We start from the raw sequence: 24,271 nt of genomic DNA, 5'->3' as shown, positions 1-24,271 counted from the left end.
GCAAACGCGTGGGCACGCATCAGGCGAACAGACATTCTAGCACGCAGGACGCATGAATCTCCGGATGTTCGCGGGCGGTGGCGCAGGCTCGCCAGGGGCGGGTGCATACGACCGCCTCGACACCATTGGCGCACGAGGGGGCATGTCTGCCCATCGCAAACAGCGTGCCAGGTGGGCAGACATGCCCGCTTGGGCTTCTCGGCTTGCCGATCTGCGCGTTTGCCCACCCCCAGACCCGGCATTGGTGGGCGAACGCGCATGGTTTTCCTCACAGCCAGCAAAATCGTCGCTTCTACCCACCTAGAACCCGGCCGCAGGTGGGCAAGGCAGGGAGATAGCCAGCGCCAGCGTATGATCCTCCCCAAGAGCCGCAAGAGGGCACGACAGGTGTGCCGCCGCGCCCAAGGGCTTCCTACTTGTCCGTCCGCTCCACGCCGTCGCGGGACACCCTCGCGTGGAAGAGGGGCGCGCCCGCAGGACGCTCACCCCTGATGTCCAGGGCGTCACGGAAGATGCGCTCGCCCTCGTCCAACAGGGCCTCGTCGGCGGCGTAGAGCGTGGCGAGAAGGTCCCCCTCGTGCAGGCTGTCACCCGTCTTCCTGGCAAGGACCATGCCGGCGGAGTAGTCGATGAGGTCGTCCTTGGTGGCACGTCCCGCCCCCAGCGCCACTGATGCGATGCCGCAACGCTCGGTGTCCATGGCAAAGACGAATCCGTCCGAGGTGGCACGCACCTGCCGTGAGAGGCGCGGCTCAACGAGCCGCTCGCAGCCGCCCTCCAGAACTGAGACGTCTCCGCCCTGCGCCACAAGCATCTCCTTGAGCTTGGCGAGGGCCTCGCCGTTGACCATCTGCTCGTGCGCCATGCCGCGGCAGGCGTCCAGCCCACCCTTTCCTGCCAGGCAGAGCAGGTTGCCTGCCAGCTCCACGCAGATGTCCGCGAGGTCCCGTGGCCCTTCCCCCCGAAGGGTCGCCACCGCCTCGGCCAGCTCGAGGGCGTTTCCGATGCACCTGCCTAGGGGGCGGTCCATGTCGGTGATGAGGGCAACGGTGGTCCTGCCCACGTGCTCTCCGATGGATACCATGGACTGGGCAAGAGCCACCGCGTCGTCCACCGTCTTCATGAAGGCGCCGCTGCCGCACTTCACGTCCAGCAGGATCTTGTCCGACCCTGCGGCAATCTTCTTGCTCATGATGCTGGAGGCGATGAGGGGAAGGCTGTCCACGGTCGCGGTGACGTCGCGCAGGGCGTAGAGCTTCTTGTCCGCGGGCACGAGGTTTCCTGTCTGCCCGACGATGGCCACGCCCACCGTGCTCACGATCCGCTCGAAGCGTTCGCGGTCGATGGCGGTACTAAGACCGGGAACGGACTCGAGCTTGTCCAGCGTGCCCCCGGTGTGCCCCAGGCCGCGGCCGCTCATCTTGGCCATGCGCACGCCGCAGGAAGCGACGATTGGAGCAACCACCAGCGAGGTCTTGTCTCCCACCCCTCCCGTCGAGTGCTTGTCCACCTTTACGCCGGAAATGGCCGAGAGGTCCACCACGTCTCCCGAGCGGACCATGTCCATGGTGAGGCTGGCGGTCTCTCGCGCGCTCATGCCCTGGTAGTAGATGGCCATGCAGAGGGCGGAGGCCTGATAGTCGGGAATCTCCCCCGAGACGTACCCGTCAACGAAGAAGCCAATCTCCTCGTCGGTCAGCTCGCCGCCATTGCGCTTGCGCTCGATGATGTCGTACATCCTCATCAGGCACCCGCCTCCGCGGACTGCGCCGGCGAGGAGAGGTCCTCGGGCCCGAAGCTCATCGGCAGAAGGTCCTCCAGCAGAAAGCCCCTCGTGACCGTGGGGCTGTTGGCGAGCACGACGCGGAAGCGCCTGGGGTCGCAGAACTCGCGCATCACCTGCCGGCACACGCCGCAGGGGGCGCACCAGTCACCTATGGGCTCGCCAACCGGACCTCCCACCACGGCGATGGCCTCGAAGCTGAACACCCCCTCGCTCACCGCCTTGAAGAAGGCCGTGCGCTCCGCGCAGTTTCCGGGTGTGTAGGCCGCGTTCTCTATGTTGCAGCCATGCCAGACCTTGCCCGTGGAGTCGAGCAGCGCGGCCCCGACGGCGAAGCGGGAGTAGGGGGCGTAGGCTCCCTCGCGGGCGGCGATGGCCTCCCCCACCAGGTCAATGTCGGTCATGCCATACCTCCTGCCCGAGGCCTTCTCGTCAACCCTCGTGGTCTAGCCCTCGTCCAGGGCAAGCGAGAGGGCAACCTCCATCATCTGGGTGAAGCTCGTCTGGCGGTCTTCCGCCGAGATCTCCTCGCCCGTGAACACCAGGTCGGAAATGGAGAGGAGCGCCAGGGCCTTCTTGTGCGCACGCGCGGCGTTCATGTAGAGGGCCGCGGACTCCATCTCAAGCGCAAGGACGCCCATGCTTGCCCAGCGCTGGGCCGCCGACTCGTCCGCGTTGTAGAAGACGTCGGACGAGAGGACGTTGCCCACGCGCACGGGGACGCCCAGACGCTCGGCGGCGCTCACCGCACGCGTCAGCAGGCCGAAGTCCGCGATGGGGGCGAAGGTCCCCGGCAGCCCGAACTGGCTGGCGTAGTTGGAGTCGGTGCAGGCGCCCTGCGCGACGACCAGGTCGTGCAGCTTGAGGCCCTCGCCGATTCCGCCGGCACTGCCAATGCGGACGATGGACTCCACCCCATAGAGGTTGAAGAGCTCGTAGGAGTAGATGCCCATGGAAGGCATGCCCATCCCGCTGCCCATGACCGAGACGCGATGCCCCTGGTAGCTTCCCGTGAAGCCGAACATGTTGCGTACGGCACTGAAGCGCTCGACGTCCTGAAGGTAGTTCTCGGCGATGTGCTGGGCACGCAGGGGGTCACCGGGCATGAGCACGAGCTCGGCAATCTGCCCCTCGACGGCGGCGTTGTGAGGCGTGGGTAGCTTAGGCATGGGTTTCCTCCTCAAGGATCTCACCCGCATGTGAGACGCCCACCCCGAGCGGGCTGGCGCCAAGGTACTCGAGAATGGTTGCCGAGACGTCAGCGAAGGTGGGGCGCGTTCCCAGGTTCACGCCGGGCCTCACGCGCGGACCGGCGATGACCCAGGGCACGTACTCGCGGGAGTGGTCGGTGGACGGCGTCACAGGGTCGCAGCCGTGGTCCGCCACCACCATGAACAGGTCTTCGTCCCGCAGCCTGGAGAGGATGGCGGGAACGTGGCCGTCAAAATAGGACAGCGCGGCCGCATATCCGTCCACATCGTTGCGGTGGCCGTAGATCATGTCCGTGTCGACGAGGTTGGTGAAGCACAGTCCCTCGAAGTCACGGTCGAGAAGCTCGATGGTGCGATCGATTCCCTCGGCGTTGCAGGAGGTGGGAATGGACTCGCCGATGCCGCGGTGGGCGAAGATGTCATAGACCTTGCCCACGGAGACAACGTCCTTGCCCTCCTCGCTCAGGCGGTCGAGCATGGTGGTGCCCGTTGGCTCGAGCGAGAAGTCGTGGCGGTGGGAGGTGCGTGCGTAGCTGCCGCTCTCCCCCACGAAGGGACGCGCAATGACGCGGCCCACGCCATGCTCGCCCGTCAGGATTGATCGCGCGATGCGGCAGTACTCATAGAGCTGCTCACAGGGGACGACGTCCTCATGCGCGGCAATCTGGAACACGCTGTCCGCCGAGGTGTAGACGATGAGCGCGCCCGTCTCGACCATCTCGTCGCCGAAGTCGCGGATGGCGTCCGTGCCGGAGTAGGGCCTGTTGCAGAGGACCCTGCGACCAGTCTTGAGCTCAAACTCCTCGATGACCTCGCTAGGAAAGCCGTCGGGATAGGTGGGAAATCCTTCCGGGGATATGACGCCTGCCATCTCCCAGTGCCCAGCGGTGGTGTCCTTGCCCACAGACGCCTCCTGGAGGCGGGCGAAGGCGCCCCTTGGGGAGGGAGCGGGGGTCAGGTCTGTCTCGTATGCCGAGTCCAGGGCGCCGTCGATATTGAAAAGGCCCAGCTCGCGCATGTTATCCATGGAGAAGGAGGGACTTGTGGCACAGGCGCAGAGGGTGTTGCTTCCCTCGTCACCGTACCTGGCCGCATCAGGCGCCTCTCCGATGCCGAAGCTGTCCAGGACAAGCAGGAACACACGCTTTCCCATGTTTCACCTCACGTTGGATGGCCGTTGTAGACTTTGTGCCACAACCAGCCCCCCGTGACGCGAGAGGGGGCGGCGCTGGTTGCCAATGGGTCCCCTGCCATCGCGAGCGGTCGTGCGTCCCGCATCTCTCGCTGCGCCCCGCGCTCCTCGCGGACCGCACGTCTCCCAGGGGGAGGACGCACGATAGTCGAGCGTTTTTCCGAGATGTGCCAAAAACGGCTGACTATCGTGCAAAATCAGCCCGGGGAGAGCGCGCCCACCCACCGGAGCGGGTTCCGGCAGGCAGGCGCGCAGGCTGGCGGCGTGATGCTCCACCAAGCCGAGCGGAGGGACTTCGCCCCCTACCCCTCGACGATGGCGATGCTCGCGCTGGTGCCCAGGCGGTCGGCGCCAGCCTCAACCATGGCCAGGGCCTCCTGCTTGTTGTGGATGCCACCCGCCGCCTTGATCTTGCAGGCATCGCCCACGGTCTGGCGCATCAGCGCGACGTCGTGCAGGGTGGCGCCACCGGTGCTGAAGCCCGTGCTGGTCTTGACGAAGGCCGCGCCGGCCTTCAGGCAGTCCTGACACGCGCGCACGATCTGCTCGTCGTCCAGCAGGCAGCACTCCAGGATGACCTTCACGGGATGCCCCTCTGCGGCCTTGACCACCTCGGAGATGTCGTTGATGACGTAATCGTCGTCACCATCGATGAGCTTTCCCACGTTTATGACCATGTCGATCTCGGTGGTGCCATCGAGAACCGCCTGCCTCGCCTCCCCAGCTTTGCCAGCGGTGGCGCCGGCACCCAGGGGGAAGCCGATGCAGGTGGTCACGCCCACGCCCGTGCCCTCGAGACGCTCAACCGCAAATGCCGTCCAGCAGCCGTTGATGGACACGGTGGCAAAGCCGTGCTCGGCGGCCTCGTCGCAGAGCTTGGCAAGGTCTGCCTCGGTGGCGTCCTGCTTGAGGTTGGTATGGTCGATGCGTGCGTTGAGCTCCATGCGATCCTCCTCTTTCATGCCGCGAGAGGCCTGGCCAACGGCCTCGGCATCGCGGCGCCTTATGGCAGATTCCCATCAACTATAGCGCGCCCAGCGCGTCAAGCTCGTCCTGCGGGTTGTCCTGCGCCTTGACCCTCTCGCTGGCACGCAAGACCATGCCGTTCTCGTCTATGAGGAAGGTTGACCTGACGATGCCCATGTAGGTCTTGCCGTAGTTCTTTTTCTCCTGCCATGCCCCATATGCCTCGATCACCTCGTGATCGGGGTCCGAGAGCAGCGTGAAGGGCAGGCCGAGCTTCTCCTGGAACCTCTTGTGCGAGGCGACGCTGTCTTTGGAGACCCCCAGCACGACAGCACCCTTCTGCGTGAACTGGGGATGCAGCTCGGCAAAGCCGCAGGCCTGCCTGGTGCAGCCCGCCGTGTTGTCCTTGGGATAGAAGTAGAGGACCACCCTCGTGCCGCGGTAGTCACTCAGCCTGCGCGCCACGCCATCCTGGTCCAGGAGCTCGAAGTCCGGTGCCTGCGTGCCAATTTCCAGCATGATTTCCTTCTCTCTGAGAGCGGTCACGGCCTTTCCCTTGGGGCAAGCATACCCAAGGCGCCACATGCCCTGCCCCCACGCAAGAAGAGCGCCCCACCCGAGGGCGGGGCGCTCCGTAAAACGCACGAGAGCCGAAGGCTGACGGCAGATCTTAGTACATGCCAGGGCCACCGGCGGAAGCGGCCTGGGTGATGGCCTCCTCGATGGTGGTGTTCTTGGGCTCCTCGGAGACGGTCGCCTCGGTGATGAGGATGAGGGCGCCCACGGAGGCGGCGTTCTGCAGGGTGGTGCGGGTGACCTTGACGGGGTCAAGGACGCCCATCTCGATCATGTCGCCCCACTCGCCGTTGGCGGAGTTGAGACCCTGGCCAGCGGGCAGGTCCTTGATCTTCTCGACCACGACGGAGCCCTCGAAGCCAGCGTTGGCGGCGATGGTCTTCACGGGAGCGGAGAGGGCCTTGCGGATGATCTCCACGCCGATCTTCTCGTCTGCGTCGCTTGCCTCGACGGTGTCGAGGGCAGCGGAGGCCTGCAGGAAGGCCACGCCGCCACCGGCGACGATGCCCTCCTCGACGGCAGCACGGGTAGCCTGCAGGGCGTCCTCGATGCGGTGCTTGATCTCCTTGAGCTCGACCTCGGTGGCAGCGCCGACCTTGATGACGGCAACGCCGCCAGAGAGCTTGGCCATGCGCTCCTGGAGCTTCTCGCGGTCGAAGTCGGAGTCGGTGTGCTCGATCTCGCTCTTGAGCTGGTGCACGCGCTCCTCGATGGCCTCCTTGGAGCCGGCGCCATCGACGATGGTGGTGGTCTCCTTGGTGACCTTCACGGACTTGGCGCGGCCGAGCATGTCGGCAGTGATGTCGTGCAGCTCGACGCCGAGCTCCTTCATGGCAGGGGTGCCACCGGTGACGACGGCGATGTCCTCGAGCATGCGCTTGCGGCGGTCACCGTATCCGGGGGCCTTCACGGCGCAGACGTTGAGGGTGCCACGCAGCTTGTTGAGGATCAGGGTCGCCAGAGCCTCGCCGTCCACGTCCTCGGCGATGAGGAGCAGCGGGGAGCCGCTCTTCTGAATGGCCTCGAGCACGGGCAGGATGTCCTGGATGCTGGAGATCTTCTGATCGGTCATCAGGATGTAGGGGTTCTTGTACTCGGCCGTCATGGTGTCGTTCTCGGTGGCGAAGTACGGGGAGATGTAGCCCTTGTCGAACTGCATGCCCTCGACGGTGTCGATGTCGATGCCAAAGGTCTGGGAGTCCTCGACGGTGATGACCCCATCCTTACCCACGACGTCCATGGCCTCGGAGATCTTCTTGCCGATCTCGGGGTCGCCGGCGGAGATGGTGCCGACGGAGGCGATCTGCTCGGAGGTGGAGACGTCCTGGGAGGCGCCCTTCATCTGCTCGACGGCGGCGGCGACGGCCTTGTCGATGCCGCGACGGATGGCGATGGGGTTGGCGCCGGCGGCGACGTTGCGCAGGCCCTCGTTGACGATGACCTGGGCGAGCAGGGTTGCGGTGGTGGTGCCGTCACCCACGGTGTCGTTGGTCTTGGTGGCGACCTCCTTCACCAGCTGGGCGCCCATGTTCTCGACGGGGTCCTTCAGCTCGATCTCCTTGGCGACGGAGACGCCATCGTTGGTGATGGTGGGGGCGCCGTAGGAGCGCTGAAGGGCAACGTAGCGGCCCTTGGGCCCAAGGGTGGTGGTGACGGCGTCAGCCAGGGTGTTCACGCCCTTGGCGAGCTTGGCACGTGCGTCAGTGCCAAAATCAATGTCCTTAGCCATTTCTTCCTCCAATTAGGGTGAGAGTGCAGCCTGTGGAATGCTTACTCGGTGATGACGGCGTAGATGTCATCGGCGCGCATGAGCAGGTAGTTCTCGCCGTCGATCTTGATGTCGCTGCCGCCGAACTTGCCGTAGTAGACCTGGTCGCCAACCTGGACGTCCAGGGCGATGCGCTCGCCCTTGTCGTTGACCTTGCCAGCGCCAACGGCGATGACCTCGCCGCGCTGGGGCTTCTCCTGCGCGCCCGAGGAGATGTAGAGGCCGGATGCCGTCTTCTCCTCCTTGGGAGCAGGCTTGACGAGGACGCGATCGCCCAAAGGCTTGAGAGTCATAGCTGAATCCTCCTTCTAGGGCGCCCTGAAGGCGCCGTACCTGCGTGCGGGAGGGAATCTCCCGCCGCTTTCGCCAACATTGAGAATATTACCCACCGCATGGGGCTTATACAACGGGAGAGAAAAAATCTTACATCCTTGACTTAGATTTTCTGTTCTGTGGCTACGTAGGAAGGACAAGCGGCAAAGACGCAGCAAAAAGGGTGCCGAGGACTACTCCTCGGCACCCCAGACGATCGCATATGCCCCGTCTCGCTCCTCGGCGATCTGCTCAACCTCTCCCATCTGGTCCTGCCCGAGCGGTGCGGCAGAGCGGGCCTGATAGCGCAGGCAGGTGCCACAGCTGCTGCTCAGCGCGCGCGGCACCGGCATGAGCGTGGCGTCGATGCCGGCCTCCCTCAGCAGGCCCCTGGTCTTGATGGCGCCGAAGTGCGAGAAGAAGGTGGCGACATAGGTCGCAAGACCCACGGCTACCTGCTCAGGACGAGGCGCCAGCTGCCGTCCTCGAGCTCCTCGCTGCTGACCTGACAGCCCTGGCTTGCGGCAAAGCGCAGGACGTTCTCTCGTGGGGCAGGCGAGTCCACCAGGACCTCGCAGCCCTCGGGAGAAGCGTGCAGGGCGTCACGGGTGAGCACCACGGGCTCGGGACAGGAGAGCCCCCTCGCGTCAACGGTCATCATGGCTGCCTCCTATTTGCCTGACTTGGCGGACGAAGAGTTGACTACGGCTATGAGCGTGACGACGAGAATGCCCACGACCACCGCGACCATGCCTGCGGCGGTGGGGCCCTTGCCACTGGAGGCAAGGCCGAAGTTGTGCGCGAACGCGGCACCCGCAGCCAGGCCGAGGATGGTTATGGCGCTGTCGGAGTTGCCCTCGCCCGAAAGGATGGTCTGGCGCAGGGGGCAGCCGCCCAAAAGGACGCAGGCATAGCCCAGTAGGAAGGTGCCCAGGGCGTTCCAGAGACCATCGGTGTGGGCGACGGGCTGCTCGGCGAAGCCGAGCTTGAAGTAGCCGCCACCCATGACGGCGTTGAGCACGAGGTTGGTGACGAGCGCTGCGGCGAAGACGGCGACGAAGCCTTCGAGCAGCCTACTCTGACGGAAGAGCACCATGTCGCGGATGCCACCCACCATGCACAGGCGGGTGCGCTGGGCGATGGCGCCCACGACGAGGCCGGCGGCAAGGCTGACGGCGATGACCGCATGCTTGGCGCCAGGGCCCTCGCCCGCCTCGGTGAAGTGGATGAACTCGGGTGCGGCGACGAGCAGGACGAGCAGCGTGACGACGATGGCGGGCATGACGTAGCCCTCGGCCCCGCCCAACTTGTGGGTGCGGGCAAGCGAGTAGCCGCGGTTCAGGAAGAACACGCCGCAGAGGATGCCCGCCACGAAGCCCACGATGCCGAAGATGGCGTTGAGATCCCCGCCGGCGAGGCGCAGAATCATGCGGAAGGGGCAACCCAGGAACATGAGAGCGCCGATCATGGCGAAGAAGCCCAGCGCGAAGCGGGTGACGGGGGCGCTGCCACCCTTGGGCGAGAACTCCTTGCGGTAGAGCGCCATGGCCATGCCGCCCAGAATGAGGCCAATGACCTCGGGGCGGACGTACTGGACGGCCTTCGCGGAGTGCAGGCCAAGCGCTCCCGCGGTGTCGCGCATGAAGCAGGCGATGCAGAAGCCCATGTTGCCGGGGTTGCCGAGATACACCAGCAGCGCCGCGATGACGCCGATGACAACACCTCCGCCCACGACGAGCAGCCTCTCCCTCTTCTCGTCTTCCATGCAACTCTCCTTTCCACAGGACGGGCGAAAATGCCCATCTAGCTGAGCGTTGTAGCTTGGCATACATAAGGATATATAGTATTTTCATGGACTAGATACTGACAATTTTTTAGATGGTCAAATTTTTCTGTAGGTGATTGGCATGGGCGTCTATCTGGATAACGCAAGCACCACCTTTCCCAAGCCCCCCTGCGTGACGGACGCGGTGCTTGCGTACATGATCCAGGGCGGAGCGAACATCGGCCGGGGTGGGTACGCAAAGGCCTACGACGCGGAACAGATGGTCTTCGAGACGCGAGAGCAGGTCTCGAAGCTCTTTGGGGCAGACGGACCCGAGGCCGTGGCCTTTGCGAAGAACATCACCGAGGCACTGAACGTCCTGCTCAAGGGCATCCTCGAACCCGGCGATCACGTGGTCGTGAGCAGCATGGAGCACAATGCCGTCATGCGCCCCCTGGTGCGCCTGCAGCAGGAGCGGGGGGTGAGCTTCTCTCGCGCGCAATGCGACGAGAGGGGCCGGCTTGACCCCAACGACCTGGCCCCCCTCCTCACACCTCGGACGCGCGCCGTGGTGATGACGCACGCCAGCAACGTCTGTGGCACCGTCCTTCCCCTTGAGGAGGTGGGCCACCTCTGTCACGAGAGGGGCCTCCTCTTCTTCGTGGACAGTGCGCAGACCGCGGGCGTCCTGGACCTGGACATGAAGGGCCTGCATGCGGACGCGCTTGCCTTCACGGGCCACAAGGGCCTGCTGGGACCTCAGGGCGTGGGTGGCCTTGTGCTGAGGAAGGGGCTGGCCGAGAAGATATCTCCCCTGATAGACGGGGGCACAGGCAGCGCCAGCGACAAGGAGGTCATGCCCGAGTTCATGCCCGACCACCTCGAGGCGGGGACGCAGAACCTCCCAGGCATCGCCGGCCTGCACGCCTCGCTCGGCTGGCTGGAAGAGAGGGGCTCTCAGGGCGTCCGCCAGCACGAGCTGGCGCTTGCCGGCCGCTTCCTGGACGGCCTCGCCGAGCTCGAGGCCAGGGGCCTGGTGCGTGTGGTGGGCCTCAGGGGTGTCGAGGGGCGCACGGGCGTGGTCTCCCTGCAGACCCCCGGCGCCGACGAGGCTGAGGTGGCCTTCCTCCTTGACCAGGAGCACCAGGTCATGACGCGCGTCGGTCTGCACTGCGCGCCATCGGCACACCGCACGCTGAAGACCTTCCCCACCGGGACCATACGCTTCTCGTTTGGCTGGGCAAACGACGCGCAGGACGTGGACGCGGGGCTCGTGGCTCTGGAGCAGGTCCTGTCCGGGCGCTAGCGCGACGTGACGGGACCCACCCCCGCCGCAAGAAGTTAGATGTGTGTAGCAAAAGCGCCGTCAGAGCAGGGTTCTGAGTACTTTTCCGCCAAAAAAGGGGCCTCAAAGCTACTCAAAACTCGCTTCCTGCGGCGATGGGGTCCTACAGTCCCACGAGCTCCTTGAGCCAGAGGTTGGCACAGGCGTCGGACGGCATGCGCAGGTCCCCGCGCGGCGACACCGCGACCGAGCCCACCTTGGGGCCGTCGGGCAGGCAGCTGCGCTTGAACTGCTGCGAGAAGAAGCGGCGATAGAAGTTGCGCAGCCACTTGACCAGCGTCTCGTCATCGTAGCTCTCCCCCAGCGCCGCACGTGCCAGCCTGAGCACCTTACGCGGGCCAAAGCCACGCCGCAGGACCTGGTAGAGGAAGAAGTCGTGCAGCTCGTAGGGGCCAACCAAGTCCTCGGTGCGCTGGGCGATGCTGCCGTCCTCCTCGGCGGGCAGAAGCTCCGGCGAGACAGGCGTGTCCAGCACGTCAAGGAGCGTGGCGCTGAGCTCGTCGTCCTCCGTGACGTCAGCCACGTAGCGGACCAGATGGCGCACCAGGGTCTTGGGCACGCCAGCGTTCACGCCGTACATGGACATGTGGTCCGCGTTGTAGGTTGCCCAGCCCAGCGCCAGCTCGGAGAGGTCGCCGGTACCCACCACCAGGCCGCCCTCCTGGTTGGCGACGTCCATCAGGATCTGGGTGCGCTCGCGGGCCTGGGCGTTCTCGTAGGTGACGGAGCGGTCGTTCTCGTCGTGACCGATGTCGGCGAAGTGCTGCCGGACCGAGGCGGAGATGGGCACCTCCCGCAGGGTCGCGCCCAGGGCGCGCGCGAGGCGCAGGGCGTTGTCGTAGGTGCGGTCCGTGGTGCCAAAGCCCGGCATGGTCACCGCGACAATGCCGGCACGGTCAAGCTCCAACAGGTCAAACGAGCGGGCCGTCACCAACAGCGCCAGGGTCGAGTCGAGGCCACCGGAGACCCCCACCACGGCATGCTCGGAGCGCGTGTGCATGAGGCGCTTGGAGAGGCCATGGGCCTGGATGGAGAGGACGTCCTCGCAGCGCTCGTTGCGACGGCTGCGGCTCGAGGGCACAAAGGGATGCGGGTCGATGCGGCGCGTGAGAGATGTCTCCGCCGGCTTGAGCGAGAAGCTGCTGGTCACGTAGCCGACTGACTCGGGGGTGACCGCCACCCGGAAGGTGGAGAGACGCCTCCTCTCGGCCTGAAGCAGCTGCACGTCCACCTCGCTGGTGGCACGGCGCTCGCCGAAGGGGCGCCCCTCCGCCAGCAGGCTGCCGTTCTCCGCCACCAGGTCATGCGCCGAGAAGACCAGGTCTTGGGTAGACTCGTCCCAACCGGCGCTGCAGTAGACGTAGGCGCAGGCCAGGCGTGCGCTCTGGCCCACCACCAGCGAGCGGCGGTAGTCCGTCTTGCCCACCACGGCATCGGAGGCCGAGAGGTTGCAGATCACGGTCGCGCCGGCGCAGGCGTGGCGGACGGAGGGCGGGCTTGCCACCCAGAGGTCCTCGCAGACCTCGACGGCAACCATGAGGCCCGGCACGCTCTCGCAGCGGAAGAGCTGGTTGGCGCCGAAAGGCACGTCCGAGAAGCCCGCAAAGTCCACCAGCGCGCAATCCTCTGGGCCCGCCGCAAAGTGGCGGCTCTCGTAGAACTCGTTGTAGTTGGGGACGTTGAGCTTGGGCACCACGCCCAGCACGCGGCCACCGAAGAGCGCGACGGCGCAGTTGTAAAGCTTGCCGGCCACGAGCGCGGGACATCCGGCCAGCACCAGCACGTCCAGGTCCGCGCATTTCCGGGCAAGGCGGGCGACGCCCCTCTCGGCCCAGCTCAGGAGGGTTTCCTGCCAGAAGAGGTCCTCGCAGGTGTAGCCCGTCACGCAGAGCTCCGGGAGCACCACGACCTTGGCGCCGTCCGTGCGGACCGCGTCCAGGACCTCGTCCGCGCAGGCGGCGACGTTGAAGTCGACGTCAGCCACGCGCAACTGCGGCGAGCGGGCCGCCACCTTCACAAATCCGTCCTGCATGCCGTCCTCCTTGGGAAAAGCGCAACCGGGCCGTGCTGCCATGATAGACCAGCATGGTTCTCGGCCGTGCACGGGCGGGGCGTGCCCGCCTGCGTTCTGCTGCCATGGACACCAGAGGCGAGTTCTGAGTAGTTTTTGGTCCTGTTTTGGCGAGAAACTACTCAGAACCCTGTTCTGACGGCGCTCTTGCTACACAGATCGCGCTTCTTACGGCAACAGGATGCGGGAGGAACGCCGGGGCCGCAGCGCGTCACCGCAGAGAGAGCCGGCACGGAGACCGGGGGCGGCGCCCCGCCCAGGCTAGGCCTCCCAGACGAGAGATCCGCCTACGTAGGTGGCCAGGGCCTGGCTCCGCTGGAGGCGCTCGGACTCCACGGTCATGAGGTTCTGGTCCCACACGCATACGTCGGCCAGCATGCCAGGCGCAAGGCGTCCCAGCTCGTGCTCTCGCCCCACGGCGGCAGCGGAGCCCTGAGTATAGGCGGCAATCGCCTGAGCCCGAGAAATGCGATGCTCGGGATACCAGCCCGCGGCGGGCTCGTGCGCATCGGGCGTGCTGCGCTCGATGGCGCACCAGAGCACGTCCAGGCTCGTAGGCGCAACAACGGGGGCGTCAGTGCCAAAGGCAAGCGTCACGCCCTGGCCGAGCATCTGGTCAAAGGGCCACATGCGCCGGGCGCGCCACTCCCCCAGGTCGCGTGCGGGCTGGCTGGCATCGATGGTCACGTGCGGCGGCTGCACGGATGCCACCACGTGGGCCGTGGCAAGTCGCGCGACATCATCCGGGTGGATGTCCTCCACGTGCTCCAGCGTGTTGGCTCCCTGGCTAGGCCGGCCATAGCGGGCGTCGGCCTCCTCGAAGATGTCCAGCGCCTGGTGGACGGCCTCGTCGCCTATGGTGTGGATGCGCACCGCATGCCCGCGCGACGCGGCCTCGAGCACCAGGGAGCGCATGCGCCGGGGGTCGACCGTGGCGCGCCCGCAATCGCCGGGAAAGCGGGGGTTCTCGTACTCGTCCGTCACCCAGGCCGTGTGCTGGCTACTCACCCCGTCGAAGAACTGCTTGAAGCCGGGCGCGCGAAGAAGCGGGCCCGTCAGCCGACCTTGCAGGCCCTCCAGCATCGACTCGTCCTCCGAGAGCGTGGGGAAGAGGTGGGCGCGCACGCTGAGCTCTCCCGCCTCGAGCAGGCCCTCGTAGACCTCGGGGTTGATGCCGTCTGCGCCCGTAACCAGCGAGAGGGCCATGTCGCACACGCCCGTGACGCCCATGGCGTTCAGGCGCGAGAAGTAGCTGCGGTAGATGGAGCGCATCTCGTCCGCGGGAAAGCTCCTAAGGACGCGTGCCACGTAGAACATCCCGGCCGCCTCGCGCAGGACACCCGTCAGGCTGCCGCTCTCGTCCCTGTCGAAGCTGCCGCCCGCCGGGGGCTCCGTGCGCTCGTCTATGCCCAGCTCTCGCAGGCCCGCGCTGTTCACCCACAGCGTGTGGGCGTCCCCGGAATAAAGGGCCACGGGCCTCTGGGGAAACGCCACGTCCAGCGACTGGCGCGTGGGCGCCACCGCCGGGATCCAGAGGCTCTCGCGCCAGCCGTGTCCCAGAAGCCAGCCATGACCTGGGCGCGTCTTCGCAAACTCGAGCATGTGCCCCACCATGTCCCGCTCGCTGGTTCCGCGATACTCGCAGGCGGCGGAAGAGGGAAAGAGCGCCGCATGGAAGACGTGCTGGTGCGCGTCATGAAAGCCCGGGCAGACGAACGCCTCGCCGTAGTCGCGCACGTCCACGCCCGGCGCCAGGGCATCCAGCTCGCCCGGGGCACAGACGGCCCTGATGCGGTCCCCCTCCACCAGAAGCGCCGCCGCCACATCCGGATGGCGCTGATCAAGAAAGACGTGCTTGGAGCAGATGGCAAACATGGGGCTTCCTCCCACGGGCTTCGTCGCAAGGCGGATGGATTATCCCACGGAGCGCCCGCGGCGCGGCACCTCTTACGCGGACGGCCGCTCCAGGTAGCGCGAGAGGAACTCGCGCGTGCGCGGCTGCTCGGGGCTGCCAAAGATCTTCTCGGGGCTGCCTTGCTCGGCGATCACGCCCTGGTCCATGAAGACCACGCGGTCGCTCACGTTGCGCGCGAAGGACATCTCGTGCGTGACCACCACCATGGTCATGCCGCCCTGCGCCAGCTGGCGCATGACGGCCAGCACCTCCCCCACGATCTCCGGGTCAAGGGCGGACGTAGGCTCGTCGAAGAGCATGAGGTCGGGCTGCATGCAGAGGGCGCGCGCGATGGCCACGCGCTGCTTCTGCCCGCCCGAGAGGGTCGCCGGCCGCGCGTGCGCGAACTCCTCCATGCCTACCTCGCCCAGGCGGGAGAGGGCCAGCTCCTCCGCCTGCTCCCTGCCCATCTTCTTCAGCGTCACCGGCGCGAGCGTGCAGTTGTCCAGCACGTCCCTGTTGTTGAAGAGGTTGAAGCCCTGGAAGCACATGCCGATCTTCTCGCGCAGGCGGTTCACGTTCACCCTGCTCGATGCCAGGTCTTGCCCGTGGAACCACACGTGGCCCGCGTCAGGCACCTCCAAAAGGTTCATGCAGCGCAGAAGCGTTGACTTGCCCGAGCCAGAGGCGCCGATGATGGTGGCAACCTCGCCGGGCATGACCTCGAGGTCTATCCCCTTTAGGACCTCATGGCTGCCAAAGGACTTGCTCAGGCCCTCCACGCGCACCAGCGGGCCGGCAGGCTGCACCTTCTCGATCATCTATGCCTCACTTCCCTTGCTCGCGGCCGGTGCGGCCACGTCGGAGGTGCCCAGCACCACACGCTCCCCATGGTGGTCGAACGCCCTGCCAAAGCGATCGAGCAGCCAGGACGCACACATGGTGAGCACCAGGTAGACCAGGGCAGCCGCCACGTAAACCTCCATCTGCTTGTAGTAGACGCCCACAATGGTCCTGGTGGCGAAGGTGAGCTCAAGAACGCCGATGGCCATGAGGACCGAGGAGTCCTTGATGTTGATGACCAGCTCGTTGGAAAGGGCGGGTATGGCGTTCTTCACGCCCTGCGGGATGACCACCTTGAGCATGGCCTGCCACGGCGAGAGGCCCAGCGACCGCGCGGCCTCGGCCTGCCCCGCGTCCACGGCGCCGATGCCCGAGCGCAGCACCTCCATCATGTAGGCGGTGGAGTTGAGCGACACCGTAACCAAGGCGGCGTTGAAGGGTGGCCACACGGCAAGGATCTGCGTGGGGTTGAAGCCCTGCCCGGAGAGCAGCCCGGTGCCGGCATAGTAGATGATGAGGCCCTGGATCATCATGGGCGTGCCGCGGACTACGGTCGAGTAGAGGCGGGCAAACCCGCTGCCCAGAAGCTTGAGGAAGCGGACGAGGTCGTTGTCGAAGCGGTCGGGCTCCTGCAGGCGCAAGAACACCAGCAACAGGGCCAGGAAGAAGGCGACGGCGGTACCCACCACGGCAATGACCACCGTGTTCGCGATGCCCTGCACAAAGGTGCCCCCCATGTTGTAGAGCATGTAGACCATGGACTCCAGGAAGCCCGTGGGGTTGCTGGTCTGCGAGGTGCTGCTGGCCACCAGGTCAGCGGCACCCACCACCACGCGGTCCAGCACGAAGACGGACGTGATCGCGCAGATGGCCCAGGAGCCCCAGCGCGCCAGGCTGCGTGCGCGGGGCGTGGCGAATGGGGAGCCGCTCGCATAGCCATCTCCCTGCCAACGCCTCAGCTTGCTCGCCAACGCCAGAAGCGAGACCAGCAGCCACGCCACCAGCAGGTAGTAGAGGGCGAACTCGAGCGCATACGAACCGGCCAGGAAGCTGCCCTTGGGATGCGGGCGCCGCCCCAGCCAGATGCCCACGAGGGCGATGGCGCTCGTGCCCAAGAACACGTAGCGATGCTCGGAGCGAGCGAAGGCGCATGGCCCCCTCGTCTTGCCATTCATGCGTCTCTCCTTGTGTCATGGCATAAGGAGCCCGCCGCCCGGCAGGGCAGGCTCCGATGGCCTACTTGCGGGAATGCGCGCCTTACTCGGGCAGGCGCTCCTGCACCTGGTCCCAGGACCTCTGGCGCTCGTCCTGGCTTACGGAGCCAATGACCTCGTTGATCTTTGCCAGGACGTCACCGTGGCCCTTCGCGATGCCCGCGTTGATGGGGGCGTCCTGCTTGAAGAGGACCTTGCTTCCCCCGACCTCGATGGCGACAAGCTCGGGGTTTGCCGCAAGCAGGCCCTTCTCGTTCTCGACGTCAAAGGTGATGGCGTCACAGGTTCCCTGGTTGAGGTTGGAGAGCTGGGCGGGCACGGAGTCCACCGGGATCAGGTGGTTGACGCCGTCGATCTCGTCAATCACGTCGTCCAGCAGGGTGTCGCGCTGGCCCAGGACGGCCGCACCCCTGAAGTCGGCCAGGCTGGTGGCTCCGGCAAGGGGGGAGTCCCTCTTGACCAGGAGGCCATAGTGACCGGTCCAATAGGCGTCGGAGAAGTCGATGGACTGGCGCCTCTCGTCCGTGGCGGTCATGCCACCGCAGATGAGGTCGATCTGCCCGCTGGTCAACGCCTCCACAAGGCCCGAGAACTCCATCTTCACCGCGACGGCCTCAAGGCCCATGGCGGCGGCAATCTTCTGGGCAAACACCACGTCATAGCCATCGGCATAGGCGCCTTGCTGGCCTTCCACGGGGATGGCGTGCTCGCCGGCCTCAGAGACCTGCCAGTTGAAGGGTGGGTAGGCAACCTCCATGCCCACGCGAAGCTTGCCGCCCGAGCCAAAGGCCGCTGCCGCGACCGGCTGCGCATCAGGACTGGAGGTCTGCTCGGTAGACGGCCCGCAGGCCGCCAGAAGGGTCATGCCCGCCACGCTGGCGGCGGAGATGCCGGAGAGCTTGAGGAAGTCACGACGAGAGAGGCGCTTGGTCTTTGGTTCTGCGCCCCGTGTCTCTGATGGCCTCTGGGTATGGCTGTGCTGTGTCATGGCTGTTCCTCTTTCCGACAAACTGTCTGTTAAGACCCCTTCCGCGCCCCGCAACCGGAGGGGACCCATTCCCCTCCCCCTTGCAACCTAATGCGAGAAAGTTACGTGCGCTGAAGCGAAGGCTACCCCCTCGCACGGGCAGTGCGCAAGAGGGCGGTGGAAAGGAAACAGCTGCGTAACGCAGGACGTGACAGTCGGCTAGGGACGTGCTGGCCAGCCGGGCCCCACCACGGGCACCTCCGAGGACGACCAGTCCCCCAGCCTCGCGTTGGGGTTGGCGTCCAGGGTGAGCGGCACCAGCACGCCAGACCTCCAGTTGCGCAGCGCCGCCAGGGCAATCATGGCGCCGTTGTCGCCGCACACGACCATGGGCGGCACCGTGACGCGCACCCCGCGCCTGCCGAACTTCTTGCGATACTCAGCCCTGAGCTGCGGGTTTGCGGCAACGCCGCCACCCACGCAGAAATCCTGCACACCCGTCTCCTCGACCGCCGACATGGCTTTGGAGACCTGCACGTCTATGACCGCGGCCTCGAAGGACGCCGCGAGGTCGGGGAGGTTGATGGCTCGTCCGGCCTTGTTCTCACCCTCTATGTAGGTGATCACGGCGGTCTTCAGGCCCGAGAGCGAGAAGCGGTAGTCATGGCTGTGCATCATGGCGCGTGGGAAGTGGATGGCCCTCTTGTTGCCCTGGGCCGCCAGGCGCGAGATCACGGGGCCGCCGGGATATCCCAGGCCCAGGGCCTTGGCGACCTTGTCGAAGGCCTCGCCCACCGCGTCATCGATGGTGGCGCCCAACACCTGGTAGTCGCCCCAGTCGCGCACGTGCACGAGCATGGTGTTGCCACCGGAGACGAGGCTCGCCACGAAAGGCGGCCGCAGGTCCGGCGTCTCGAAGAGGTTTGCCAGGAGGTGACCCTCGAGGTGGTTTGCCGCCGTCAGGGGAAGGCCCGTCGCCGCGCAGAGGCCCTTGGCGAAGGCCACGCCCACCACCAGCGCGCCCACGAGGCCGGGTCCTGCGGTCACGCCCACGCAGGAGAGGTCTGCGGACAGCAGCGTGTCGCAGCCGAAGTGTGCCCCGGCCTGCTCCATGACCTCCTCGAACACGCCCACGATAGCCTCGACGTGCTTGCGGCTGGCGATCTCGGGTACCACGCCTCCAAAGCGCGCATGAAAGTCCACGGAGGTGGCCACCACGTTGGCACAGACGTTGCCCTGGGAGTCGATGATTGCCATGGCCGTCTCGTCGCAGGATGACTCGATGGCAAGGACCAGGTCTCCCGCCGCAGCGAGGGCCTCTTGTGCCTCCGCGCTGCGGCCCTCGGGCCTGATGGGCCAGGGGCGCAGGGAGGCGCTGGGCTCGGGCAGGTCTGCGACGAGGGCAGAATCCGCGCCCAAGGGCAGGTCGGCCGCCATGAGCACAGCCGCGACGCCCGGGGCGTAGTAGTTTGGGCGCGTGACAACCTCCGAGAGGCCCATCCGCCCGTAGAGCGCGCGGGCCGCCACGTTGCCCTCCTCCACCTCAAGGGCAAGCCTGCTTGCGCCGAAGGTCTGGCCGTCGTAGGCGACGCGTGCCAGCAGGCGGGAGGCGATCTTCTCCCTGCGGCGGTCGGGGCTCACGGCCACATCCTCCACCTCGAAGTCAGCGCCCGCGAGACGGCCGCCGGCATACCCCACCACCTTGCCCTGGTCATGGGCAACCCACCAGCTGCGCTGGGGAAGCTCGAGCTCCTCGGCAAACTGCCGGGCGGTCCAGGGGGTGTGGTGGGCGCCCATGAAGGCCCGAGACTCCAGCTCCACCACGCCGTCCACATCATTGATGGTCATGGGACGCAGCTGCAGGTGACGGCCCGCCAGGGCGTCGTCCACGCCGGTGAGCTTGACGCCAACGGGCTGCTTGAGGCCCAGCCTCTTGCGCTCCGTCTCCTCTGCGTCCGAGAGGCGCGTGTACACCGGGAGCACCAGGGCCGGGTCTCCGTCGCCGGCGGCAGGCACCCACTCGGGAGCGAAGCTTGCCAGCGCGAGGCCACGCCCCGTGGGATGCCAGAGGCTCTCGTCCGCGATGGACGTGAGACCCGCCTCCTCGAACTTGGCGCGGTACTTCTTGAGGCCGTNCCAGGGCGTCGTCCACGCCGGTGAGCTTGACGCCAACGGGCTGCTTGAGGCCCAGCCTCTTGCGCTCCGTCTCCTCTGCGTCCGAGAGGCGCGTGTACACCGGGAGCACCAGGGCCGGGTCTCCGTCGCCGGCGGCAGGCACCCACTCGGGAGCGAAGCTTGCCAGCGCGAGGCCACGCCCCGTGGGATGCCAGAGGCTCTCGTCCGCGATGGACGTGAGACCCGCCTCCTCGACCTGGGCGCGGTACTTCTTGAGGCCGTCGCCCAAAAGCAGGAGCTGGGCTGAGCCGGTGGCGGCGGCGAGTTCCGCCACCGCCGCATCCGCCTTCGCCACGCGCTCGGCCGCGAACTGGCGGTGCGCGCCCGTCCCGTCCAGCTCGTACACGCCAGGGTAGACCTCGCCGCGCATGGCGTCACCAATGACGGCAGCTGGCCCGCGATATCCAGACTCCCAGAGGCCCCAGGCAACTGCGTCGAGCGTGGAGCCGCCACGCAGGGGAACGCCCAGACCGCAGGCAAGGCCCTTTGCCGTGGCGATGCCGATGCGCACGCCCGTGAAGGATCCGGGCCCACGGCCCACCAGCACCAGATCGAGGTCTGACATGGAGAGGCCAGCCTCGGAAAGGACGCCGAGCGCGGTGGTGGTGAGTTCCACGTTTGCCTGGCGGCGGCAGAGGTGGTCTGCGCAGGCGAGCTGCTCCACACTGGGGAGCCATCCTGGGCTGGGGGCAGACGTCACGCGCTGGAGCGCGCAGGCGAGCATGTCGGTGGAGGTGTCAAGGGAGAGAACGAGCTGGGAGGGGCGCGAGTCCGCCTCGGTCATGGGAATCACCTGGCAATCTGTCGGCCGCGCACGCCGCGGTCGGCTGGGGATTGGTACAACCAGGCTAGTGTAGACCTCTGGGGCGCGTGGGGGCGACATCACGCCACCGGGACTCCGGTACAACAAAACGTGCCTCTCACCGAGAAACGCCTGGCAGCGCAGGCCGTGGGGTATTTTGTTGTCAAATACGGCCCACACACGACAACAAAACGGATTGCGCGCCGCGTCTGCCCAGTTGGCGCAACGCGGCACACGGGTTGTTGTAGTTTAGGCATCAACCGCCGCGACGGCCTCAGCGGCGGCGTCCAGGGCGGCAACCAGCTCCTGCCCGCGCGCGTCATGCGCCACGAACTCTATGCGGCGCGGAGGCTCCTCGCCCGCCGGCACCTCGCCGTCAAGGCGCGAGAGGAACACGTCCACGCGCTCCGCACCAATCTCGTCTGAGAACTGCTCGCCCCACTCGATGAGGCATGGCCCATCCGCGCCCAGCACGTCGTAGAGGCCAACGTCCTCCAGCTGCCCCGCATCCTCCAGGCGATACAGGTCGAAGTGGTAGAGCGGCAGCTCCGTCCCCTGGTAGACCATCTCGATGGTAAAGGTGGGGCTGGTCACGTCGTCCGCAACGCCCAGCCCGGCGGCAACGCCCTTGGTGAGCTGCGTCTTCCCGGCGCCCAGGTCTCCCGTCAGCACCAGCACGTCTCCGGCGCGCAGGACCCTGCCCAATGCACGCCCCAGGGCGATGGTCTCGTCCTGCCCCGCAGAGAGGTACGTTCCCACGCCCTCGCGCCTCGCGATCCCAGCCACGCTAGACCTCCTCCTTCGGATGCTCCCGCAGCCACTGCCCAACCATGGCCAGGTCGCTCTCCAGGAGCGGCAGCCAGTCGGGGTGGTAGATGCAGGCCGCAGGATGGAAGGTGGGGCACACCAAGAAATGGCCCACCTGGTGCAGCTGCCCGCGCAGCGAGGTCACGCCAGCCTGGGTCTTGAGCACCCACTGCGAGGCAAAGTTCCCCAGGCAGACGATGACGTCGGGCCAGATGGAGCGCACCTGCTCGCGCAGGAAGGGCGAGCAGGCCTCGATCTCGGCGGGCCTGGGGTTGCGGTTCGAGGGCGGGCGGCACTTCACCACGTTGGCGATGTAGATCTCGTCTCGCGTGAGCCCCGCCACGCAGAGCAGGGAGTCGAGCTTCTTGCCTGCGGCGCCCACGAAGGGCTCGCCCTGCAGGTCCTCGTTCCTGCCCGGCCCCTCCCCTATGAACATCACGCGCGCTCGCGGGTTGCCAACGCCAAAGACGAGGTTGTTGCGGGTCTGCCCCAGCTCGCACAGCTGGCAGTTGCCCATGAGGTCTCGTATCTCCTCCAGGCCCACCTCCCGTGGCGCCTGATGCTCGTGACCGGGAATGCGAAGTGCCAACGTGGCCCCCTTGCCTTAGACGTAGACCTTGTCGAGGCGTATGCCGAAGTTGCAGGTGACCTCGTAGTTGATGGTGCCGCGCAGGCGGGCGATCTCGTCCGCGCCAATGAACTCGTCACCGTCTCGGCCCATGACGGTGACCACGTCTCCGTGCTGCACCGGAGAGACGCTGCGATAGCCGCGCAGGCCGCTGAGGTCCTGCGCGAACATGAACTGGTCCATGCAGATGCGCCCCACCTGGCGGGCACGCGCGCCGTTCACCAAGACGTCCATGTGGTTGGAGAGGGAGCGCGCCAGGCCGTCCGCGTACCCCATGGGCACCGTGGCGATCTGCGTGTTGGGCTTGACCACCCGGTAGGTAAGGCCATATCCGACTCCCTCCCCCACCGCAGGGGTCACCACGCGGGTGACGCGCCCGCGCACGCTCATTGCGGGCTCGAGAGAGATGCGCGGGGCGCAGGTCTCTGAGGGCTGGAGGCCGTAGAGGCCAATGCCCGCACGGCACATGTCGAAATGGAACTCGGGATGCAGCACCGTTCCAGGAGTGTTGTCGCAGTGCACCAGGCCAGTCTCCAGACCCGCGCCCTGCAGGGCAGCAACGGCCTCCGAGAAGCGCGAGCCCTGCTGCCTGAAGTCCCAGTCGCCGATGACGTCGGCCGTGGCAAAGTGCGTGAAGGTGCCCGCGCACTCTATGCCACGGTGGAAGTCGATCATGCGGCGGAACTCGACGACGTCCTCGGGCAGCACGCCGATGCGCGTCATGCCCGTGTCCACGGCCAGGTGGTACTTGCCTACAAGGCCCATGCCAACTGCCTTTTCAGCGTAGGCGAAGGCGAAGTCGGTGGTGTACACCGAGGGCATGACCTGATATTCCAGAAGGGTCCCCACGCTCTCGAGCGGAGACTCGTTCAGCATGAGGATGGGACAGCCCAGTCCGGCCCGACGCAGCTCCACGCCCTCGTCCACCGTCGCCACGGCCAGCTGGCTCGCGCCGGCAGAGAGCATGGCGCGGGCGCACTCCACGGCGCCATGGCCATAGGCATCGGCCTTCACGGCACACATGAGCTGGGCCCGCGGCCGCAGCAGCGCCTTGAAGGCGCGTGTGTTGCGGCGCACCGCGCCCAGGTCAACCTCGACCCATGCCCAGCGGTTCTCGGGAAGCTTCGCAGACGCCATGGCCTACCCCTCCTCGGCAAACGCAAGCGAGACGTCACCCTCGAGCTCGTCTGCGGCAAGCCCCAGCTCGGCGATCAGGTCCGACGCCATCACGGCGCGCGCGCCCAGGCGCTTGGCGGCGAGCGCCCCCGCATACCCGTGGGTCTCGCAGGCCAGGGCGGCCAGGGCCGGCAGCTCCTCCAGCTCGCCCCTGAAGCGCGAGAGCTGCGCTGCCATCACGCCGCCCAGGACGTCCCCAGAGCCGGCGGTTGCGAGGGAGGCGGGGCCGGGCTTGGGCAGCAGGGCCACGTCCACGCTCACGCAGGCAGTGGCGGAGCCCTTGGCAACCACGCAGATCTCGCTCCCGCCGTCCGACCACACGATGCGACGCGCGGCCTCCATGGCGGAGGTGAGAGACGCCGGCGGCGTGTCCTGCAGCCCCACCAGACGACCCAGCTCCGCGCGATGGGGGGTGAGGACCAGCGGGGCGTCGCGACGCAGGATCTCGGGGAACTCGTCCAGGCCGTTCGAGGTCAGGCGAGATATGCAGTTGAGGCCGTCGGCATCGACCACCAGGGGCACGCTGGCCGCGAGCAGCCTGGAGACGATGCCCGTGGTGCCGGTGGTCACGCGCATGCCTGGCCCCACCAGCGTGGCCGAGCGCCTCTCGGCAAGCTCTGCCACCTTCTCGATGGCCGAAGACGAGAAGGTCCCGTTCTCCTCGGCGGGAAGCGCCAGCACGGGTATCTCGAGCAGGTGCGCCTGGGCGATGGGGGCCACAGGCGCAGGGACGGCCAGCGTCACGTAGCCGGCGCCCGCCCGCGCCGCCGCGAGGG

The 24,271-nt window shown here is 66.8% G+C and carries 21 protein-coding genes and 2 pseudogenes; 1 reads left to right on the top strand and 22 read right to left on the bottom strand.

What is annotated here, in order from left to right; genetic code table 11:
* Window positions 1–412: 412 nt before the first annotated feature.
* The 11 genes from CZ375_RS00285 to yedE all read right to left on the bottom strand — a co-directional run bounded on the left by CZ375_RS00285 (window position 413) and on the right by yedE (window position 9,573).
* Window positions 413–1,744: a pyrimidine-nucleoside phosphorylase gene (locus CZ375_RS00285; protein ID WP_200799657.1), complete on the bottom strand. Its 1,332-nt coding sequence runs from the start codon at window positions 1,742–1,744 to the stop codon at window positions 413–415.
* Entirely contained in the window at window positions 1,744–2,187 is a 444-nt protein-coding gene (locus CZ375_RS00280) for a cytidine deaminase (RefSeq protein WP_077597354.1), read from the bottom strand. The genes CZ375_RS00285 and CZ375_RS00280 overlap by 1 nt, the downstream gene beginning before the upstream one ends.
* A gap of 42 nt (window positions 2,188–2,229) precedes the next feature.
* Window positions 2,230–2,952, bottom strand: coding sequence for a purine-nucleoside phosphorylase (gene deoD, locus CZ375_RS00275; RefSeq protein ID WP_077597353.1), 723 nt, complete (start codon window positions 2,950–2,952; stop codon window positions 2,230–2,232).
* Window positions 2,945–4,147 carry a phosphopentomutase gene (locus tag CZ375_RS00270; RefSeq protein WP_077597352.1) on the bottom strand — a complete coding sequence of 401 codons (1,203 nt, stop codon included), beginning with the start codon at window positions 4,145–4,147 and terminating at the stop codon, window positions 2,945–2,947. Before CZ375_RS00270 ends, deoD begins: the two co-directional genes overlap by 8 nt.
* Window positions 4,148–4,488: 341 nt before the next feature.
* On the bottom strand, window positions 4,489–5,130 hold the full coding sequence (gene deoC / locus CZ375_RS00265) for a deoxyribose-phosphate aldolase (protein WP_077597351.1): 642 nt from the start codon (window positions 5,128–5,130) through the stop codon (window positions 4,489–4,491).
* A gap of 79 nt (window positions 5,131–5,209) precedes the next feature.
* The gene (bcp, locus tag CZ375_RS00260; RefSeq protein ID WP_077598691.1) at window positions 5,210–5,671 is read right to left on the bottom strand and encodes a thioredoxin-dependent thiol peroxidase; all 462 of its coding nucleotides are present in this window, start codon (window positions 5,669–5,671) and stop codon (window positions 5,210–5,212) included.
* 151 nt (window positions 5,672–5,822) lie between these two features.
* Window positions 5,823–7,457, bottom strand: coding sequence for a chaperonin GroEL (gene groL / locus CZ375_RS00255; RefSeq protein ID WP_077597350.1), 1,635 nt, complete (start codon window positions 7,455–7,457; stop codon window positions 5,823–5,825).
* Between the two features lie 41 nt (window positions 7,458–7,498).
* Window positions 7,499–7,789 (bottom strand): co-chaperone GroES, encoded by a 291-nt coding sequence (gene groES / locus CZ375_RS00250; RefSeq protein WP_077597349.1) that lies wholly within the window; start codon window positions 7,787–7,789, stop codon window positions 7,499–7,501.
* Window positions 7,790–8,002: 213 nt separating this feature from the next.
* Window positions 8,003–8,257 (bottom strand): putative Se/S carrier protein, encoded by a 255-nt coding sequence (locus CZ375_RS00245; protein ID WP_077597348.1) that lies wholly within the window; start codon window positions 8,255–8,257, stop codon window positions 8,003–8,005.
* A gap of 2 nt (window positions 8,258–8,259) precedes the next feature.
* Window positions 8,260–8,469, bottom strand: a complete 210-nt coding sequence (locus CZ375_RS00240) for a sulfurtransferase TusA family protein (RefSeq protein WP_200799656.1) — start codon at window positions 8,467–8,469, stop codon at window positions 8,260–8,262.
* 9 nt (window positions 8,470–8,478) lie between these two features.
* Window positions 8,479–9,573 carry a YedE family putative selenium transporter gene (gene yedE / locus CZ375_RS00235; protein WP_077597347.1) on the bottom strand — a complete coding sequence of 365 codons (1,095 nt, stop codon included), beginning with the start codon at window positions 9,571–9,573 and terminating at the stop codon, window positions 8,479–8,481.
* A gap of 142 nt (window positions 9,574–9,715) precedes the next feature.
* On the opposite strand from yedE, the gene CZ375_RS00230 reads away from it, so the two are divergent.
* On the top strand, window positions 9,716–10,879 hold the full coding sequence (locus CZ375_RS00230) for an aminotransferase class V-fold PLP-dependent enzyme (protein WP_077597346.1): 1,164 nt from the start codon (window positions 9,716–9,718) through the stop codon (window positions 10,877–10,879).
* A gap of 142 nt (window positions 10,880–11,021) precedes the next feature.
* On the opposite strand, the gene CZ375_RS00225 is transcribed toward CZ375_RS00230, so the two are convergent.
* The 11 genes and pseudogenes from CZ375_RS00225 to CZ375_RS00175 all read right to left on the bottom strand — a co-directional run.
* Window positions 11,022–12,950 (bottom strand): NAD(+) synthase, encoded by a 1,929-nt coding sequence (locus CZ375_RS00225; protein WP_077597345.1) that lies wholly within the window; start codon window positions 12,948–12,950, stop codon window positions 11,022–11,024.
* 300 nt (window positions 12,951–13,250) lie between these two features.
* On the bottom strand, window positions 13,251–14,864 hold the full coding sequence (locus tag CZ375_RS00220) for an amidohydrolase (protein WP_077597344.1): 1,614 nt from the start codon (window positions 14,862–14,864) through the stop codon (window positions 13,251–13,253).
* Window positions 14,865–14,936: 72 nt separating this feature from the next.
* On the bottom strand, window positions 14,937–15,704 hold the full coding sequence (locus CZ375_RS00215) for an amino acid ABC transporter ATP-binding protein (protein WP_327196195.1): 768 nt from the start codon (window positions 15,702–15,704) through the stop codon (window positions 14,937–14,939).
* Window positions 15,705–16,901 carry an amino acid ABC transporter permease gene (locus CZ375_RS00210; protein WP_077597343.1) on the bottom strand — a complete coding sequence of 399 codons (1,197 nt, stop codon included), beginning with the start codon at window positions 16,899–16,901 and terminating at the stop codon, window positions 15,705–15,707.
* 82 nt (window positions 16,902–16,983) lie between these two features.
* Entirely contained in the window at window positions 16,984–17,928 is a 945-nt protein-coding gene (locus tag CZ375_RS00205; protein ID WP_077597342.1) for a transporter substrate-binding domain-containing protein, read from the bottom strand.
* A gap of 198 nt (window positions 17,929–18,126) precedes the next feature.
* Window positions 18,127–20,040 (bottom strand): annotated as a pseudogene (gene tsaD, locus CZ375_RS00200) (tRNA (adenosine(37)-N6)-threonylcarbamoyltransferase complex transferase subunit TsaD); the annotation flags it as partial.
* Between the two features lie 151 nt (window positions 20,041–20,191).
* Window positions 20,192–20,806: pseudogene (tsaB, locus tag CZ375_RS00195) on the bottom strand (tRNA (adenosine(37)-N6)-threonylcarbamoyltransferase complex dimerization subunit type 1 TsaB); the annotation flags it as partial.
* 327 nt (window positions 20,807–21,133) lie between these two features.
* Entirely contained in the window at window positions 21,134–21,670 is a 537-nt protein-coding gene (tsaE, locus tag CZ375_RS00190) for a tRNA (adenosine(37)-N6)-threonylcarbamoyltransferase complex ATPase subunit type 1 TsaE (protein ID WP_077597341.1), read from the bottom strand.
* 1 nt (window position 21,671) lies between these two features.
* A complete protein-coding gene (locus CZ375_RS00185; protein ID WP_077597340.1) occupies window positions 21,672–22,280 on the bottom strand; it encodes a uracil-DNA glycosylase in 609 nt (202 codons plus the stop codon).
* Between the two features lie 15 nt (window positions 22,281–22,295).
* Window positions 22,296–23,456, bottom strand: a complete 1,161-nt coding sequence (alr, locus tag CZ375_RS00180; RefSeq protein ID WP_077597339.1) for an alanine racemase — start codon at window positions 23,454–23,456, stop codon at window positions 22,296–22,298.
* 3 nt (window positions 23,457–23,459) lie between these two features.
* Window positions 23,460–24,271, bottom strand: an 812-nt coding sequence (locus CZ375_RS00175; protein ID WP_143803094.1) for an ADP-dependent NAD(P)H-hydrate dehydratase, incomplete at its 5' end; no start/stop codon positions are given.

Source organism: Olsenella urininfantis (genome assembly GCF_900155635.1).
Classification (GTDB): domain Bacteria; phylum Actinomycetota; class Coriobacteriia; order Coriobacteriales; family Atopobiaceae; genus Olsenella_G; species Olsenella_G urininfantis.
Note: the sequence above shows the minus strand (reverse complement) of the source record. Positions and strands in the feature narration are given on the sequence as shown.